Origin of the sequence: Aeromonas rivuli (assembly GCF_020149575.1) — a bacterium.
In the GTDB taxonomy this organism is placed as follows: domain Bacteria; phylum Pseudomonadota; class Gammaproteobacteria; order Enterobacterales; family Aeromonadaceae; genus Aeromonas; species Aeromonas rivuli.
In genome coordinates this window covers 1,812,773-1,830,353 of sequence record NZ_CP079742.1, presented here as the reverse complement: position 1 = coordinate 1,830,353, position 17,581 = coordinate 1,812,773, and the positions used below count along the sequence as shown (strand labels likewise).

Genomic DNA, 17,581 nt, shown 5'->3' with positions numbered 1-17,581 from the left:
AGGCAACATTTTGACGTATTCTCATGGTAGTTGGCACTCAAACGTGCCCGATAATAACACCCCACACTGGCTCACAAATTGAAGACTCGCACGGATGATGAGATGCCTATTTTACTTGATCTTGCTCTGCCTTGAGACCATTCCCTCGGCTCAGGCCAGCGAAGATACTGCGCCCGGTGCAGACAGTGTTGTCTTGCAACTGCGCTGGCTACATCAACCCCAATTCGTTGGCTATCACATGGCCAAGGCCAAGGCCAAGGGCTTCTACGCAGAACTGGGCCTGGACGTCGAGATCCGTCAGGGGGGCAAGGGGCTGAGCCCGGTGGCAGAGGTGTTGAGCGGGCGGGCCGACTTTGGTGTCGGCAATACCGAGGTGTTGACCCAGTACGCCGAAGGGGAGTCCCTTCTGGCACTGGCGGCCATCTTCCAGCACTCTCCGTCCATTTTCCTCGCCCGGCGCGACAGCAATATTCTCACCCTTGCCGACATGCGTGGCAAACGCATCATGATGTTCCCCGAGCATCAGGACGCCGAGTTGCTGGCCACCCTCTTCTATCAGGGGATCCGCGAAGATGAGCTGATCCCGTTGCAGACCTCGGTCAACATCGATGATCTGGTGGAGCGGCGAGTCGACATCTTCAATGCCTATCTGAGCAACGAGCCCTTCTATCTGGAGGAGCGAGGCATCCCTGTCTCCGTCATCAGTCCACGCAACTACGGCGTGGATTTTTATAGCGACATCCTCTTTACCACCCAGGCGAACCAGGCAGAGCACCCCGAGAGGGTCGAGCGTTTTCGCGCTGCCAGCCTGCGCGGTTGGCAGTACGCCCTGGCCCACCCTCAGGAAGCCATCGCACTGCTGCGTGATCAATATGGGGTGGCTCGCTCCCAGGCACACATGGAGTACGAGCTGCAGGTCAGCAAGGAGATGATCCAGCCGCTCTATGTGGAAATGGGCTACATGAACCCGGCGCGTTTCGAACATATTCTCGACCAGCTGGTGGAGATAGGCCTCCTCAAACACAAGGTGCCCCTGACCGACTTTCTCTACCATGCGCCCTCAGCCCAATGGGTCTTCTGGCGCCCCTGGTTCATGCTGAGTCTGGCCGCCACAGCCCTGATCCTGGTGCTGGCCCTCTATCTGTGGCTATGCAACGATCGATTGAGCAAGGAGGTGGCCCTGCGCAAGCGGCGTGAAGCGGAGATCATGCAGCTCGCCCAGCGCGATCCCCTCACCGGCCTGCCCAATCGCCTCAGCCTGATGAACCGGCTGCGCCAGCAAATAGCCCAACCCGCACCAGGCTGCCTGCTGTTTTGCGATCTCGATGATTTCAAACGCATCAATGACAACTTCGGCCACAGCCAGGGGGACGCCATCCTCTGCCAGCTCGCTCAGCGCATTACCCGCGCCATCGGCCATCACTGCTTCTTTGCCCGGTTGGCGGGGGACGAGTTTATCCTGCTGCTGCCCGGTTACAGCCTCAAACAGGCTCACGATGTCGCCGAGGTGATCCGCCTCGCCATGGCCGCCCCCTTCGAGATAGACGGCCAGGCCATGCAGGTGGGGATCAGCATAGGCGTCAGTCACTATCAAAGTGGCTGGAGCGCGGAGCAGTGGTTGATCCAGGCTGACAAGGCCATGTACTGCGACAAAGGCGTGGCCCTCACCGCCCTGGCGGAACAGTCGGGCTGAGCCCCGACTCCCACCCAGAACAGCACAGCACAGCACAGCAGGCCCGCATCACTGTGGGCCTGCTGTTTTCAAGATGCAGAGGTGCTGGCCGATCAATGCGAGATGGCGCCTCTCTTTTGCCCCTTAGCGCAGCAAAAACGCGAGCACGCGATCGATGAGCTTGCCATACGGGGGAGCCAGCAGCCTCAATCCCGAAAAGCGGGCCTGGTAGAACACAGGGCGCAGTTTGGAGAAGGTCTCGAACCCCTCCTTGCCATGGTAATGGCCCATGCCGGACTCACCGACGCCCCCGAAGGGCAGGTCATGCTGACCGACATGGAACAGGGCGTCATTGACCGAGACGCCCCCGGACATTATCCGCTCAAGTACCCGTTCAACCCGAGGGGCCTGATAGCTGAACGGGTAAACCGCCAAGGGTCGAGGCCCGGTGTTAACCCGCTCGATCACCTCGTCGAGACGTTGATAGCCGATGAGCGGCAAGATGGGGCCGAAGATCTCCCTTTGCATCAACAGGCAATCATCCGGCGCATTGAGCACCAGATGGGGAGCCAGTTTGCGGCTGACAGGATCCCACGAAGGCCCCTCCAACAGAGGAATGAGGATGGCCCCCCGAGCCCGCGCCTCCTCCAATGTGTGCAACAGCCGCTCGAAGGCGCCTTGGTCGATGATGCTGGTGTAGTCCGGCGAATCGAGGCGCGGGTAGCGAGCCGCCACGATGCGCCGCGCCAATGACACGAACTCATCGATACTATCCTGCGGCAGATAAGCATGATCGACCGTGGTACACACCTGACCTGCATTGACAAACTTGGCATACAAGATGCGCTCGGCGGCAGTGTGCAGGGGAAAATCATCGCAGACAATGGCCGGCGCCTTGCCCCCCAATTCCAGAGTGACAGGGCACAGGTTCTGGGCCGCGGCGGCCATCACCGCGCGCCCCGTCTGGCCAGATCCGGTAAACAGCAGATGATCGAATGGAAGGCGGGAGAAGGCGATGCCCACCTCGCCGCTCTCTTCGAAAAATTGCAGCTTCTGGGGCGGGAAGTAATCCGGCATCCGCGCGATCAGCAACTGGGCGAGATGGCGGGAGTGCTCGCTCATCTTCACCATGGCGCTGTTACCGGCGGCGAATATATAGGTCAACGGCAACAGACTGAGATTGAGCGGGAAGTTCCACGGCACTATCACCCCAACCACCCCAAGGGGCTGCGGGATCACCCGGTTGCGCGCACCGAGAAACACCAGGCGATCGATGCCGCGCCGCTGGGGACGCATCCAGCGGCGCAGATGTTTCAAGGCGTGGCTGATGCCATCGATGACCGGAAAGACCTCCAGCAACATCGTCTCGTGATAGGAGCGATGGCCATAGTCGGCACTGATGGCCTCGGCAATCGCCTCCTTATGGTCACGCACGAAGCGCAGCAGGCTGAGCAGATCGGCGCGGCGCTGTGCATAATCTGGCCCAGGCCGCCCTTGACGGGCGGCGCGCTGCATTGCCAATGCCGATGCCAACTGTGTTGTCATCATATTTGCTCCTCAGCCATCGCTAGCGTTGCTCGATCAGGCAAGGCAGCGCTGTCTCGAAGGCCGAAGTCGACAGATAACGGCCACGGGGGTAGTACTCACCCATGTCCTTGGCTTCATCCCCGGGCTTGCCGACATTCTGCACCGCATGCTGGAACTGGCCGGTGCCGAGCATATGACGCAGTTGCAGCACAGTCACATCGGCATCACCGGCACCATCACCATCATCGGCCATCGGCAGCCAGGCGACACCGCACTGGGGAGTGGCATTGCGCGGCCTGTCTTCGGCACGGCTGACCACTATGGTGTAATAACCATCCGGCCCCACTGGAATATTCTCATCCTGAACGCAGTCGTTGACGCGAGTATTGGCAAAGCCTTGATTCGAGCAGAAGGACCAGTAGCGCAGATCCCCCTCCCCCATCTTGCTCTCACCGGCCAGGGTTTTCGGCGTAGTCGGCGCCTTGCCGCGCACCACGAACACCTTGCCCAACTTGCGATTAAGAATGGTGCGGATGTACTGGTTATCGAGGTTGGGGTAGAAGCCACCCTCGCTGCGCCTGGCATCCGCCTTGAGCGGTTCACCGGTATAGATGGCGTAGAGCGCCTCCCGATCCAGTTGCTGGTACCAGGTCGGCGGGTTGGTCGCCGGGGCTGCGGGGCCACGCTTGGCGGCGGCGTTGAGCAGCGCCTGATACTTCTCCATCGGCACCGCCATGGCGGCAGGGTCCAGCTGCAGCGGCTGGCGGGTTCGCAGTGCCGGGCAGGCTTCGGCCCCCTTGAGCACCTTGCCATCGGCCAGGGTCAGTACGGGGGTCGGCAGGCCCACGCCTCCCGTCTCATCCTGCCCCCGATCGGCGGCATAGATGCGATACAGGACAGTTTGCTGACCCGGGCCTTTGCCGTACTTGGGGGCGTGCAGGCTGTCGCGACTTTCACCCACCAGGTTCATGCCCGTCTTCTGCTTGGGATCCGGCTTGGCATCGATGACGTTCAGGCTATAAGAACGGGCACTGCCAGTACGATCGGCCCCGGTCAGGAAGGGGTTGATCGCCCCCTCTTTCGGTTTGATCAGATAGTCGGCCACCGATTCTAGGGGGCGGCCGGCTTCGTCATAGCTGATCAACGACATATAGCGTGAGTGGGGGTACTGCCCTTCGAGAGAGAGCTTGGCCCCTTCGGGGATGGTAAACACCGCGGCCCAGTAGAAGGTAGCCGCATCCGGGTAGGCGATGTTGATGTAGGGATCGGCGCTGGCCGGGCCCCGGGCCCAGAAACAGCTACGCGGTCCCGGGATAGGATCTTTACCGGCCGAGATGGCCTTGATGCCCTCCTCGACGGCCTTGGCCTGATCCCAGGCGAAGGCGTTGTTGCACAGACCAGCCAGCAGGGCCAGCGCGGTCAGATGGCGGAGAGTAGGAGTGAGATTCATCGTTTACCTCGTTGATTAAATTAAAATACGGCTTCTTTTGACAGATCAGAACTGCATGCCAAGGGTGGCCTGGGCGACACTGCGGTCGCGCAAGTTGTTGTAGTCACCACCCCAGATGGGTAGCCAGGCTATCTCGGCGGTATAGGCCCTGTTCAGCACGGCCTTGAGGGAGAGGATGGCGAACTTGCGATCCTCGAGTATGGTGCCGTCTTCACTCCAGCCAGAGAGATCGTGGCCGAAGAACAGAGAGGGAATAAGATTCACGCCGCTGACCACATTCTGATAGACGAGATTGGCCTGCACCCTGTAGCCATAGGCTTGCTTCGAGACATAGCCATCACTCGAGCACTGCACGCTTGAACCGGTGCAGTCGCCGTTGACCGGCCCTTGCCCGAACACATCGGAACGACGAAAACGCACGCTATCCACATCGGGCAGATCGGGCACCAGCCGGTAGATCCCCTGGATCCCGAACTGACCCTTTGCCGCGCCAAGTACTGCGTTGAATGGCATGCTGCTGCCTAGTTGCAGCTGCATCGACTTGTGGCGCTCGTAGCCATGGAAGCTCTCGCCCGGAGCCAGACTGTCGATCTGAGGGCGCAGCGGCGTCGCCCCTCCCTTGCTGGTAAAACCGCTCAGGATATCGACCGCGTTGTACTGAAATGGCTGATTGGGTCGGTAAGCCAGCTCGCCAAACAGGCTGGTATCTTCCAACTTGCTGTCAAATGAGAGGGCATACATGCGGATATCTTCCGGATACTCGGTGAAGTACTGGGGGTTCTTGCCGCCGGGATCCCCCGGGAGCAGCGGCGGACCCGCGGGGCGCTCTGACTTGACCGCACTGTAGTAGCTGGAGCGGGAGTGAAACTGGGCCGCATAGAGACCAAACTCGGTATTGAGTGCATCGACCCTGTGCTTGAGGGCAACGCCGAACTGGCCACTGTTGGAGGGGTCCTGCGTATCGGCCCGGTTGACCACGACGCCATTGTTGATGGCCTGCGGATCCGAGGCGTTGCCTATGGTGATGACATCACAGCCCTGCGCCACGAAGTCAACCTGGGAATAGAAGGTACCGCACTGATTGGGGGAGTTCGGCGTGAATGCGAACTGCCAGAATGCCTCCAGGGCCGTGCTCGGCGTCAGCTCGGCGCGGATAAAGATCGCCGGAATGGGGATCCGTGTCTCTTCGTCCCGCTTGACGCCCGGGCGCAGCTCAGCCGGGAAGTCCACCGGCATCAGATCCCGCAGGCCACCGAAGGCATAATACTGATTGCCCCAGTCGATGCGCTGCCAGCCAAGCTTCCAGCTCACCGGGATCTCGGCTATCAGATTGCGACCGAAGACGTTGGCATCGTTGAACACAGCCCCAGCAAATTTGGATCGGGTGGCGGCGCCCTCGTCCGAGAGCGGCTCCCCCCCCTGATAACCACCAGGAGAGTTGCCCCAGGCCACGGGACCCTTCTCCAGGCCTACGTCATACCAGGCCTTGCCACTGAGTTCGACGCCATAATTATCCCTGGTATAGGTAAGATGGAGCCAGCCCTTGGCCACCTTATAGACGGAATCACCACGGTCGTAGTTAAGGTCACCATCATCCTGATTGCGACCACTGCTCGCCCCGTCATGGATCCCCACTGCCGTGGCATTGGCACCGTATACCAGAGAGGGATCGCGATTGTCGGTACGAATGGAGGTCCCCATGGTCATGGCACCGTTAATCACAACGTTGCCGCCAGCCCCCTCAAACTCAACCCCCTGAGCCGTGCCCGGCAGGGCGAGGAAACTCGCCACGTTCAGTAGCGGGATCACACATAGCATGGTGTTACGCATCTTGTTGCTCCACAAATCCATTTGTGTCTGACCGGACCCGGTTTGCCCGGCTGGTCTGCCTACAATCGCGCCCTAGTGCCTAGGCTGACGAAGTTGTTAAATCATTGTGAACAACCTGCACTCTGTGTTTCAATGATCAATACGCCCATAACCATGCACGGTATGCATATCGATGATGTTATCCCGCGAAATTGACTACTTCTTGCTGGTATGCGATTACCGCAACATCGCCAAAGCCGCAGACGAGCTGGGCATGAGCCAGTCGGCACTGACCCGGGCCATTCAGCGGCTCGAGTCACAGCTTGGCACCACCCTCTTCGTGCGCACCTCCCGGGGTGTCGAGCCGACCCCTGTCGGTGAGGTATTGCGCAAACACAGCGAGCATGCCCGGGTAGCCATGCAAGATGCCGAGCACGAAATTACCCAAATGACCGCAGGCTTGCGGGGCCGGATCCGGATAGGTGTCGGTCAGACCCTCGCCCGCCATATCAGCCAGCGCCTGCTGTCGCGATTGATCCATGACAGACCCGGCGCCCGGATCCAGATCCAGGTGGCCTTTAGCGCCGAATTGTTCGAGCTGGTCGAGGCCGGCGCGCTCGATTTTGCCGTGACCGGTCTGCCGGATGTCCTGCCCGCCAATCTGCTGGCCCGCCCTCTGACGCAGATAGAGATGTGTGTCGTCGTGCGCAGCGGCCACCCGCTCACCAAGATAGCGGCGCCCGGTATCAGCGACTTGCTCCCCTACCGGAGCGCCGCACCGCGCCAGGATGTACATGCCCGCCGAGTGGCCGAACAGATCCTGGCGAGCCATGGCTCGGACCTGCACCATGTCATGCTCGAATCCAACTCCTGGGAGACCATGCTCGAGACGGTCTCAAGCACGGATCTGTTCACCCTGGCGCCCTGGTATCACGACTTTGAGCAACAGTGGGCAGGCCGATTGCAGCGCATCGATATCCCCGAGCTGACCCGCCAGCAGACCATAGGCCTGGTGCAGCGCCAGGATGCCTATGTCTCGTCTCTGGCCGAGCGGGCGATGGCGCTGCTCATGAGTGGCGAATGGTCGCTGCCTCCCGAGCAGTGATGCCCTGGTGTGTGGTCGAAGGATATGAGGATCCCGGTAGCTGGCACCCGCAGGCTGGTCGGTATGAGGGAGAGGCCGACCTTCGCCAGAGGTGAAACCGACACAGGCAGGTCGGTATGAGTGAGAGACCGACCTTCGCCAGAGAGTGAAACCGACACAGGCAGGTCGGTATGAGTGAGAGGCCGACCTTCGCCAGAAGGTGAAACCGACACAGGCAGGTCGGTATGAGTGAGAGGCCGACCTTCGCCAGAAGGTGAAACCGACACAGGCTGGTCGGTATGAGTGAGAGGCCGACCTTCGCCAGAGGGTGAAACCGACGCGGGTTGGTCGGGGAGTCAACCAGCCCTTGTTCAGATACAATACATAATGGCTCTGGAATAGTGTTGCCAGGCATCTGGGGGGCGACTTGAAATTGCTGCTCGTCATCCCCATTTGTTCTCCATACAATAGGTTGAAGGGACGACTGGTTTCGTCCTCCCCAGTACCAACGAGGAAAACAAGATGGATACCCGTTCTGTCTATACCGGCACCCAGGGTGCCGTGCGTGATACCAACAAGGTGCTGCGCAATACCTACATGCTGCTCTCCCTGACCCTGGGCTTCTCTGCCATCGTCGCCGGGGTAGCCACTGTGATGAACATGCCGCCCCTGCACTGGGCCATCTTCCTGGTTGGCGTCTATGGTCTGATGTTCCTGACCGAAAAGAACCGCGACAATGGCATGGGCCTGGTATTCACCTTCGCCCTGACCGGCCTGCTCGGTTACAGCCTTGGCCCCATCATCAACATGTACATGAACAATGGCGGCGGCGAGATAGTGATGACGGCGCTGGGCGGCACGGCGCTGACCTTCTTCGGTCTGTCTGCCTATGCCCTGACCACCAAGCGGGATCTCTCCTTCATCGGCGGCATGCTGTTCGTCGGTTTCTGGGTGCTGCTGGTGGCCATGGTCGCCAACATCTTCCTGCAGATGAGCGCCCTGAGCCTGGCCCTGTCAGCCATGTTCATGCTGTTCTCGTCCGGTGCCATCCTGCTGACCACCCAGCAGATAGTGCGCGGCGGCGAGACCAACTACATCTCTGCGACCGTGACGCTCTATGTGTCCATCTACAACATCTTCCTGAGTTTGCTCAGCCTGCTCGGCGGCAACCGCAACTGATGACCACCAACCCCGCTTCGGCGGGGTTTTTTATTGCATGCTCCCCGGCCAGCCTGATCCAAATCAGGGTCATTTGATGGCGTTCGCGTTACACTGCTGACCTCGTATCGCAAGAGACTCTCTGCCCCCATGCCTGTTGAATACTCCGGCCTGCTGCGCCGCCTGCTCACCGACAGCCATGTCTACTTTGCCCTCAAGGTACTCATCGCCATACTGGGTCTGCTCGCCATCGCCCTCGTCGTGGGCGACATCCAACTCACCGTGCTGCTCTCCCTCGGGGTGGTCGCCGGGGCCATCGCCGAAACCGATGACAGCCTCTGGGGACGGGTCAAGAACCTGACCATGACGCTGGCTTGCTTCTTATTCGCCTCCCTCTGCGTCCAGTATCTGTTTCCGACACCCTGGCTGTTTGCCCTCGGGCTGGCGGGCTCCACCTTCCTGTTCGTCATGGTCGGCGCCCTGGGGCAACGTTACGCCACCATCAGCTTCGGCTCGCTCTTGATCGCCATCTACACCATGCTGGGGGCCGCCAAGGCGCCGGATCTCTTCTACCAACCGCTGGTGCTGACTGCTGGCGCCCTCTGGTACGGGGTGGTGTCGCTCATCTGGCTCTGGCTCTTGCCCTACAAGACACTGCACGAACAGCTTGCCCAGAGTTACTTTGCCCTCTCCCGCTACCTGCGGGAGAAATCCCGCTTCTTCCCCGCCGATGAACATGGCGCCCAGGCCATTCGCCACAACCTGGCCCAGCTCAATATTCAGCTGGTCGGCTCCCTCAATCTCACCAAGACGGCCCTCAATGCCAGGCTGCACAGTCAGCGCCGCCAACCCGCCCCCGAACTCGCGGGACTGTTGCGCCTCTATCTGCTGGCCCTTGAGATGCACGAGCGTGCCACCTCGAGCCACTACCCCTACAGCCAGCTCGAGGCCGAGCTGAAGCAGGGGCTGGTCATCGATGGCTTCCAGGAGGTGCTGCTGCAACTGGCGGAAGCCTGCCAGCAGCTCGGCTACGCCATCCTGGTGCACAGCCCCTACCGCCATCCCAAACGCATTCGCTGGGCTTTGGAGGCCCTTGGTGATCAGCTCGAGTTCACCCATCTCAAGCAGCACTATCCCAAGAGCCTGCTGACACCGATGAAGTTCCTGCGCCGCAATCTGGCCAGCATCAATCAGCTGCTGACCAGCGCCGAGGAGCTGCAGAACCCGTCGGCGACGCAAGGAAGCCTGCCCCCCCTGGCCAGGCCGCCGCACATCCCCCTGCTGACCCAGTTACGCCAGCACCTGAGCCTCGACTCCATGGTATTTCGCCATGCCTTGCGGCTGTCGCTCGGACTGGTGGTGGGTTATGGCATCTTGCAGGCCTTCCACCTGGACAAGGGTTACTGGATCTTGCTGACAGTGCTCTTTGTCTGCCAACCCAGCTACAGCGCGACCCGTCGCCGCCTGATGCAGCGCATGCTCGGCACCTTCGCAGGCCTGCTGGTCGGCGTGCCCATTCTCTGGCTGCTGCCAACCCTCCATGGTCAGCTGGTGGTGATGGGGCTGGCCGCCTTCTTGTTCTTCACTCAGGTGCGCAGCAACTACAGCGCCGCCGTCTGCTTCATCACCCTCTATGTGTTGATGGCCTTCAACCTGCTCGATGGCATCGGCTTCGCCATCCTGGGCCCCCGCCTGCTCGACACCCTGCTCGGCTGCCTGCTCTCCTATGCTCTGGTCGCCTGGCTCTGGCCTGACTGGCAGTACAAGCGCCTGCCGCAGCTCATCGCCAACTCGCTGTCGGCCAATGCCCGCTATCTGGAAGCAGTGCTCGCCAGCTTGCACCTGCGCCGCGATGAATCCCTCGACTACCGCATCGCCCGCAAGAATGCCCACCTGGCCGACAGCGAACTGGCCATGGCCTGGCAGAGCATGCTGGTCGAACCCCAGCGCCGGCGCCGCTTCCTGGATCTCTGTTTCACCCTGACCTGGCGCAACCATGCCCTGCTCTCCTACATCTCGGCGCTGGGTGCCCACCGGGATCAACTCGAACCCATCCCAGGGCTCAGCCAGATCAGCCGCCACCTGAGTCATACCCTGGCCCTGGCCGCTGGCCAGCTGGCCGGTGATGACCCCCTGGCGGAGCAAGCCAGCTGTCCTCTGCCCACCCAGGAGAGCACGGAGGAGCAACTGATGCTGAGCCAGCAGTTGAATCTCATCAACCAGCTTGCCGATGAGCTGCTGGCGCTGGCCAACCAGAGCCGGTTGCTCGCGGCGTCCCAAGACGCTACCATGCCGACCCCATCCTGACTTGCCCCAAGGAGGCACGCATGTCTGATAATCCGGTGCTGACATTCAACGGGCGCACTATCGAGACCGATACCAAGGGCTATCTGCTCAATGTGAATGACTGGAGTGAGGAGCTGGCCGTGGTGCTGGCCGCCCAGGAGAGTATCGAGCTGGGCGAATCCCATTGGGAAGTGGTGCGCTTCGTGCGGGCCTTCTATCTGGAGTTCAATACCTCCCCCGCCATTCGCGCCCTGGTCAAGGCGATGGAGAAGCAGTTCGGCCCCCAGAAGGGCAACAGCCGCTATCTCTACAAGCTGTTCCCCCTGGGACCCGCCAAGCAGGCGACCAAGATAGCGGGTCTGCCCAAGCCGGTGAAATGCATCTAAGACAGCCAATAAAAAGACCGCGCCAAGGCGCGGTCTTTTTATTTGAGCTCTGTGCACAGATGTCGGTGGCTATCCCCTCTCATCAGGGGTTATACGCCACCACTGAGCCGCTCAGGCCGGTCTGCTGGCTCACCTTGGCCTGGATGCTCTGCAGCTTGGCCTTGGAGACATCCGGGCCGATGAAGACCCGGTTGATCTGACCCTGTACCGGAGTACGGGGCACCGTATGGGCCGAGTAACCCGAGGCTCGCAACTTGCTCACCAGCGCATTGACGCTGTCCTTGTTGCGGAAGGCGCCAAGCTGGAGGATCCAGCTGCCCTGAGCCGGTGCCGGCGCGGCCTGAGCCACCAGCTGCTTGCTCTGCAGCAGGTCGTCCATGCTCTTGATCTGTGGCTTGACGGGCTCCGGCTTGACCTGAGGCTTGGGCTTTGGTACGGGCTTGGGTTGCACCTTGACCGGCTCTGGCTGCTTGGCCACCACGGGCTCCGGCTTGACAACCGGCGGGCTGACCACTTGCGGCGCGCCACCTTGCTGGCCCAAGGTCACAGGGGACGAGACCTCCTCGACCTGCCACTGTTCAGCGGCCCTGGCCTGCTGCTTGCTCGCCTCATGGTCGCTGGGCAGGGTACTGGCGGCGGAGACCTGAAGCGCGGGCTTGGCGGGCTCGAGCTCGGGGCGCAGCGGGATAGTCGCGAACGCCTCATCCTTTTGCGCAATTTTCTGGCCATCGAGCATATCCGGCAAGAAGATGACCACCAGAGCCACCAGGATAACCGTGCCCACCAATCTGTTTTGGAACTTAGAAGCCAAACCTTACTCCTACCCTTGTGTTGCTATCCAGCCCGGCGCCCGTGGCGCATTCAGGCCGGTTGTGTCGCCAGAATATCGGCGACAGTGTAAAACGATCCAAAGACAATGACCACATCAGCGGGACTCGAGTCAGCCAGTGCCTGCTGATAAGCCTCGGACACGGCATCATATTGGGTCGCGCTCCCCTTCCCCTGCCCCAGGGCATCCGCCAGCTGGCCTGCGGTCGCGGCGCGCGGCCCGGTGAGGCTCGCCAGATACCAGCAATCAACCAGGCCATCGAGCTCGGCAAGGGACCCCGCCATATCTTTGTCCTTGAGCATACCGACCACGGCGCGGCGTACCCCGCGGCACGGGATGGCGCTCAACTGACTGGCCAGATAGGCCGCAGAGTGGGGATTGTGGGCCACATCGACGATGACCAGCGGATCCGTCTGCAAGCGCTGCATCCGGCCCGCAAGACGCGCCTCACTCAAGCCCTGGCGAATGGCCGACTCGGGCAACGTCAGTCCGAGCCGCTCCAGGGCGGCCAGCACTGTCACCGCATTCATCAGCGGCAAGGCGGGAATTGGCAGGCCTTGGTAGCATTGCAGCCCTCGATAATCCCAGCCAGCCGCGGCATCGTCATGGGCTTGACCGCTGAAATCACGGCCTACCTGATAGAGATGAGCGCCCAGGCGCGCCGCTTCGCTGGCAATGGTGGCGGGGGGATTGGGCTCACCGCTGATGGCGGCTCGCCCCTTGCGGTAGACCCCCGCCTTCTCCACCGCCACTGCCTCGCGGGTATCGCCGAGCCAGTCGCAATGATCCAGGGCGATGCTGGTGATCATGGCCACATCGGACTCCACTACATTGGTGGCATCGAGCCGGCCCCCCAAGCCTACCTCCAGCAATACCACATCCGGGGCATGGCGGCGAAACAGCCAGAGCGCGGCCAGGGTGGCAAACTCGAAGAAGGTGAGCGCTATCTCGGCGCGAGCCGCTTCCACCTCGGTGAAGGCGGCGCAGTGCTCCTGCTCGCCCAGCTCCTGGCCATCGAGGCGCACTCGCTCGGTAAAACGCAGCAGATGGGGGGATGAGTAGACCCCGACCCGGTAACCGGCGGCCATCAGGATACTGGCCGCCATGGCACAAGAAGAGCCCTTGCCATTGGTACCGGCGACGGTGAGCACCTTGCCGGGCAAGGTGGTCAGCCCCATGCGCCGTGCAACGATGCCGACCCGTGTCAGACCCATGTCGATGTTGACCGGATGGATCTGCTCCAAATAAGAAAGCCAGTCGACCAGCGACCGGCTTTGAGATTGTTGCATGTTTGAACTCATGTTCAGTCTTCGACGACCTGGGTATTCATCAGCTTGGCGAGCAAGCTGGCCAGACGATCGCGCATCTCGCGGCGGTCGATGATCATGTCGATGGCACCCTTCTCCAGCAGGAACTCGGAGCGCTGGAAGCCTTCTGGCAGCTTCTCGCGCACCGTCTGCTCGATGACACGGGGGCCGGCAAAGCCGATCAGCGCCTTGGGCTCACCCACGTTGATGTCACCCAGCATCGCCAGACTGGCAGAGACGCCACCCATGGTCGGATCGGTCAGCACCGAGATATAGGGCAGACCCGCCTTGGTGAGCCTGTCCAGCGCCGCACTGGTCTTGGCCATCTGCATCAGGGAGAACAGGGCTTCCTGCATCCGCGCCCCACCGGAAGTGGAGAAGCAGACCAGGCCGCGGCCCTCCTTGATGCTCTCCTCGACGGCGCGCACGAAGCGGGCACCGACCACGGAGGACATGGAACCCCCGATGAAGGAGAACTCGAATGAACAGGCGACGACAGGCACCCCTTTGAGGGTTCCTTTCATTACCACCAGCGCATCTTTCTCCCCCGTCTCTTTCTGGGCGGTGGACAAACGATCCTTGTAGCGCTTGGAATCCTTGAATTTCAAAATATCCTGCGGCTCCAACTCGGCGCCGATTTCACTGCGACCATCAGCGTCGAGGAAACACTCGAGGCGGGCACGGGCGGTAATGCGCATGTGATGGTTACATTTGGGGCAAACCTCGAGGTTGCGCTCCAGCTCTGCCCGGTAGAGCACCTGTTCACAAGATCCGCACTTGGTCCACACCCCTTCCGGGATGTTATGACGACGGGGGGTAGTGATCTTGCTCTTGGGAAGGATCTTCTCAAGCCAGCTCATGGAATTCCTTAATGCTTTTGTGCCTGACAATACGCATCGAGCCTTGATAGTTCAATGACTTACGGCTCGATGGCAATAAACGACGGATCATTAAACCACAATTTTTCGGGCGCAGTTACTAAAAACTGGTCGTACCCGGTGCCGAGTCCGGCAGCCAGAGCGGGCCGAGCGGCAGCCTGGGCAGCCCCTGTTCGGCGGGATAATCGACGTCGACCAGATAGAGACCACCGGCTTTGGCGGTGGGGCCTGCCATGTCGCGATCCTTGGCGGCCAGCACCTCGGCTATCCACTCCACGGGTTTGAGCCCCTGCCCCACCAGCAGCAAGGAGCCGGTGACGTTGCGTACCATGTGGTGCAAGAAGGCATTGGCACGGATATCCAGCACTATGTAGGGGCCGCTGCGACTGACGCACAGATGGGTCACATTGCGCCAGGGGCTCTTGGATTGGCAACCCGCGGCGCGAAACGAGGTGAAATCCCGCTCGCCGAGCAGGCTCTGGCCCGCCTGATGCATCAGGGCCGCGTCCAGAGTCTCGTGGTAGTGGCTGACGCCGCTGCCGAGGATGGCGGGGCGGAAGTTGTGGTTATAGATGACATAGCGGTAGCGACGGGCGGTGGCGCTGAAGCGGGCATGGAAGCCCTCATCCACCTCCTTCACCCAGCGCACCCCGATGTCGGGGGGCAGGTTGGAGTTCACCCCGAGCGTCCAGGCGCTCTCGCTGCGGATGGCCTGGGTATCGAAGTGGATCACCTGACCGGTGGCATGCACCCCGGCGTCGGTGCGCCCGGCGCACTGTATGCTCACCTCGTGGTTGGCGATGCGGCTGAGGGCCTTCTCCAGCTCCTGCTGGACGCTGATCACTTCCCGTTGACGCTGCCAGCCAAAATACCGGCTGCCGTCATATTCAATACCTAAGGCAATTCGCATGAGTCTGATTATCACTCTGTGAGAGAAAACGCGGCGAATTATACCCACACCGCCGCCAATATCCCAAAAAGAAGGGCGACCCTGGGGTCGCCCTGCTTGCATCCGGCCATCAGGCCAACCGCTTGAGCAGCTTCTCGGCCTCGCTGCGTTGCTTGTCGTTGCCCTGCTCGGACGCCTCGACCAGCAGCTCGCGGGCGCTCTCCTTGTCATCTATCTCGAGGTAAGCCCGGGCTAGATCCAGCTTGGCACCCACGCCGCCATCATCGGCATCCACGTCGAAGCCGCCAGACTCTGGCAATACCTCGGGGAAACCATCCAGCCCCACATTCAGGGAGAAGCCCTGGTACGGCTCCTGCTCGTTCTGGTTGGCATTGGCATCGGCCAGCAGGCTGTCTATCTCGACAAAATCATCGGCCGCGGCCTGGGCCCTGGGTTTGAGCTCCTCGCTAGGCTCGACTTGTGCGAAGGCATCCTCGAAATCGGCAAGGGCCAGTTCATTGGGATCCTTGACAGGCTCAGGGCTCATGCCCCACTCAGCCAGCAATTCGTCGGCGGTCTGGGATGCTTGATGGACACTGGGCGCCGGCTCGTCGTCCAGGCTGGTGTCGAGGTCGCTGAAGTCCAGCTCCGGCAGATCATCCTCGTCACGGGCCCCACGGCCAGCGGGGGATTGGGCGGCGAAGCGATCCTCTTCGGCATCAAGCTCGGCATTGAGATCCGCAAACAGGGCGGCCTGCAGCTCCTCCTCGCTCATCAGCGCCTCATCGGCAGCCGGGTTGAACTCGCTGGCGAGATCCATCTCGGGCCGCTCGGGTCGCTCAAACTGCTCGGCGGCGGCGAGATCAAGCTCGGGCACCAGCTCAGGATCCCGCATCTCGGACTCCCGCACCTGCTCCCCTTCGTCGCTAAAGACCAGATCCAGATCCTCAGGCTCATGAGCCGCGGCTTCATTGAGGTAGGGCGCGGCACGGGCGACCGGCTCTTCATCAATGTCGGCGCCGATGAGCTGATCGAACTCGCTCATCTCCTGCCCCATCACCACGGAGGTGGTCTCGGAGAGGTTCTTCTCCTGCTCTTCCAGCTCGCGGCGAGCACGGGCCCGCAGCCAGAGGGTCACCAGCGCCAATACCAGCAGCACGGGCAACAGGATGACCATGGCCAGGTTCAGAGGGGATGCGAGCAAGTCCGTCAGCCAATTCTGGGGCGGGGGGGCAACGGCCACAGGTGGCACGGGATTGGCCCTGAGCTCGGCCACCTCTTTTTGCAAGACAAGCTGATCTTGCAGCTGCGCCTTGAGGGTCTCGACCTCTTCGGTCAGGGACTGCAACCGCAGCTTGAGCCTGTGGTTCATCTCGGTCACTTGACCTAGCTGGGCATTGGCATCTTCCAGCGCCAGGGCCATCTCGGTACCCGGCTTGGCCTGAACGGTTTCAGTGGCGACCGGCAAGGGCGCAGGGGCACCGCTGGCGGCATTGGCCAATACCGGTACCGTTGCCTGTGCGCCGCTGGCGAGGGTGTTGACCTCACCGGCGGCCTTGGCGGCGGTCACCGCCAACACCGGGGCCACAACCGGGGCAGGAATGGGGGCAGCCGATGGGGCGGCGGGCTTGGTGGTCTGCTTGGGGGCTGGCTTGACAGGCTGCCTGGCCTGGGGCTGGGCACTCTGCTTGCTGGCGAGATACTTGGGACTCAAGCCTTTCCAGCTGGCGTTATCGCTGTTGAAACGTTGGCGAGCCTGGGCGTCCGTATGGCGGCGCGCTTCGGCTTCGCTTGGCAGGGTGATGCTGGACCCCACCAAAATATGATTGATGTTGCCATCGGCGAAGCTGCCGGGGTTCTTGTCATAGATGGCAACCATGGTCTGATAGACGCTCACCCGATTGGAGGGGCGATGCTTGCTCGCGAGACTCCAGAGCGTATCGGTGGGACGAACCGGGCCATAGCGGCGGCCGCTCTGAGGGGCTGCTTGTGGCTGGCGCACAGGCTGGGCCTGACGCTGCACCGGCGTCGCGGGCTGAGTCGGCTGGATCACCTGACTGGCAGGTTCATCCGGTCCCTTCAACTCCACGAAGAAGGGATCCCGGCTGGCCTCTTCGGCAGAAGCAGAAGTGGTATTGAGCAGACTTAACGCGAGAAGCGTCGCCAGTGTTATGCGGGATTGTCCCATGTTCGTTCCTTCGTATGACGGCCTATCACATTGAAAAATCTGGATAGTTGCCCCAAAACAGTCGGTTCAATATAAATCAGGCTCGAGTCTCAAGCCAGTCATCCGACGCAAATAGCAC

General features: G+C 61.4%; 13 protein-coding genes. 5 read left to right on the top strand and 8 right to left on the bottom strand.

Annotation, left to right across the window (positions count from 1 at the left end):
• Positions 1-94: 94 nt before the first annotated feature.
• Complete coding sequence (locus KYK33_RS08625; RefSeq protein WP_224432713.1) at positions 95-1,693, top strand: GGDEF domain-containing protein; 1,599 nt, start codon at positions 95-97, stop codon at positions 1,691-1,693.
• A 123-nt stretch (positions 1,694-1,816) separates the two neighbouring features.
• Here the strand turns inward: KYK33_RS08625 and KYK33_RS08620 are convergent, their stop codons facing one another.
• The 3 genes from KYK33_RS08620 to KYK33_RS08610 are packed head-to-tail and all read right to left on the bottom strand — an operon-like array spanning position 1,817 to position 6,479.
• Positions 1,817-3,220: a coniferyl aldehyde dehydrogenase gene (locus KYK33_RS08620; protein WP_224432712.1), complete on the bottom strand. Its 1,404-nt coding sequence runs from the start codon at positions 3,218-3,220 to the stop codon at positions 1,817-1,819.
• Between the two features lie 19 nt (positions 3,221-3,239).
• Positions 3,240-4,649, bottom strand: a complete 1,410-nt coding sequence (locus tag KYK33_RS08615) for a hypothetical protein (protein ID WP_042043793.1) — start codon at positions 4,647-4,649, stop codon at positions 3,240-3,242.
• Positions 4,650-4,694: 45 nt separating this feature from the next.
• Complete coding sequence (locus tag KYK33_RS08610) at positions 4,695-6,479, bottom strand: DUF1302 domain-containing protein (protein ID WP_224432711.1); 1,785 nt, start codon at positions 6,477-6,479, stop codon at positions 4,695-4,697.
• A gap of 172 nt (positions 6,480-6,651) precedes the next feature.
• On the opposite strand from KYK33_RS08610, the gene KYK33_RS08605 reads away from it, so the two are divergent.
• From KYK33_RS08605 to KYK33_RS08590, 4 genes are all read left to right on the top strand, one after another.
• Entirely contained in the window at positions 6,652-7,563 is a 912-nt protein-coding gene (locus KYK33_RS08605) for a LysR family transcriptional regulator (RefSeq protein WP_224432710.1), read from the top strand.
• Positions 7,564-8,064: 501 nt separating this feature from the next.
• Positions 8,065-8,721, top strand: a complete 657-nt coding sequence (locus KYK33_RS08600; RefSeq protein WP_005904184.1) for a Bax inhibitor-1/YccA family protein — start codon at positions 8,065-8,067, stop codon at positions 8,719-8,721.
• Positions 8,722-8,850: 129 nt separating this feature from the next.
• Entirely contained in the window at positions 8,851-11,007 is a 2,157-nt protein-coding gene (gene yccS, locus KYK33_RS08595; RefSeq protein WP_224432709.1) for a YccS family putative transporter, read from the top strand.
• Between the two features lie 20 nt (positions 11,008-11,027).
• Positions 11,028-11,372, top strand: coding sequence for a TusE/DsrC/DsvC family sulfur relay protein (locus KYK33_RS08590; RefSeq protein ID WP_042043788.1), 345 nt, complete (start codon positions 11,028-11,030; stop codon positions 11,370-11,372).
• 82 nt (positions 11,373-11,454) lie between these two features.
• On the opposite strand, the gene dedD is transcribed toward KYK33_RS08590, so the two are convergent.
• From dedD to KYK33_RS08565, 5 genes are all read right to left on the bottom strand, one after another.
• The gene (dedD, locus tag KYK33_RS08585; protein WP_224432708.1) at positions 11,455-12,183 is read right to left on the bottom strand and encodes a cell division protein DedD; all 729 of its coding nucleotides are present in this window, start codon (positions 12,181-12,183) and stop codon (positions 11,455-11,457) included.
• Positions 12,184-12,233: 50 nt separating this feature from the next.
• The gene (folC, locus tag KYK33_RS08580) at positions 12,234-13,502 is read right to left on the bottom strand and encodes a bifunctional tetrahydrofolate synthase/dihydrofolate synthase (RefSeq protein WP_224432707.1); all 1,269 of its coding nucleotides are present in this window, start codon (positions 13,500-13,502) and stop codon (positions 12,234-12,236) included.
• A gap of 2 nt (positions 13,503-13,504) precedes the next feature.
• A complete protein-coding gene (gene accD / locus KYK33_RS08575) occupies positions 13,505-14,368 on the bottom strand; it encodes an acetyl-CoA carboxylase, carboxyltransferase subunit beta (RefSeq protein ID WP_042043785.1) in 864 nt (287 codons plus the stop codon).
• A 118-nt stretch (positions 14,369-14,486) separates the two neighbouring features.
• The gene (gene truA / locus KYK33_RS08570; protein WP_042043783.1) at positions 14,487-15,296 is read right to left on the bottom strand and encodes a tRNA pseudouridine(38-40) synthase TruA; all 810 of its coding nucleotides are present in this window, start codon (positions 15,294-15,296) and stop codon (positions 14,487-14,489) included.
• Positions 15,297-15,405: 109 nt separating this feature from the next.
• Positions 15,406-17,463, bottom strand: a complete 2,058-nt coding sequence (locus KYK33_RS08565; RefSeq protein WP_224432706.1) for a FimV/HubP family polar landmark protein — start codon at positions 17,461-17,463, stop codon at positions 15,406-15,408.
• Between the last annotated feature and the right edge of the window lie 118 nt (positions 17,464-17,581).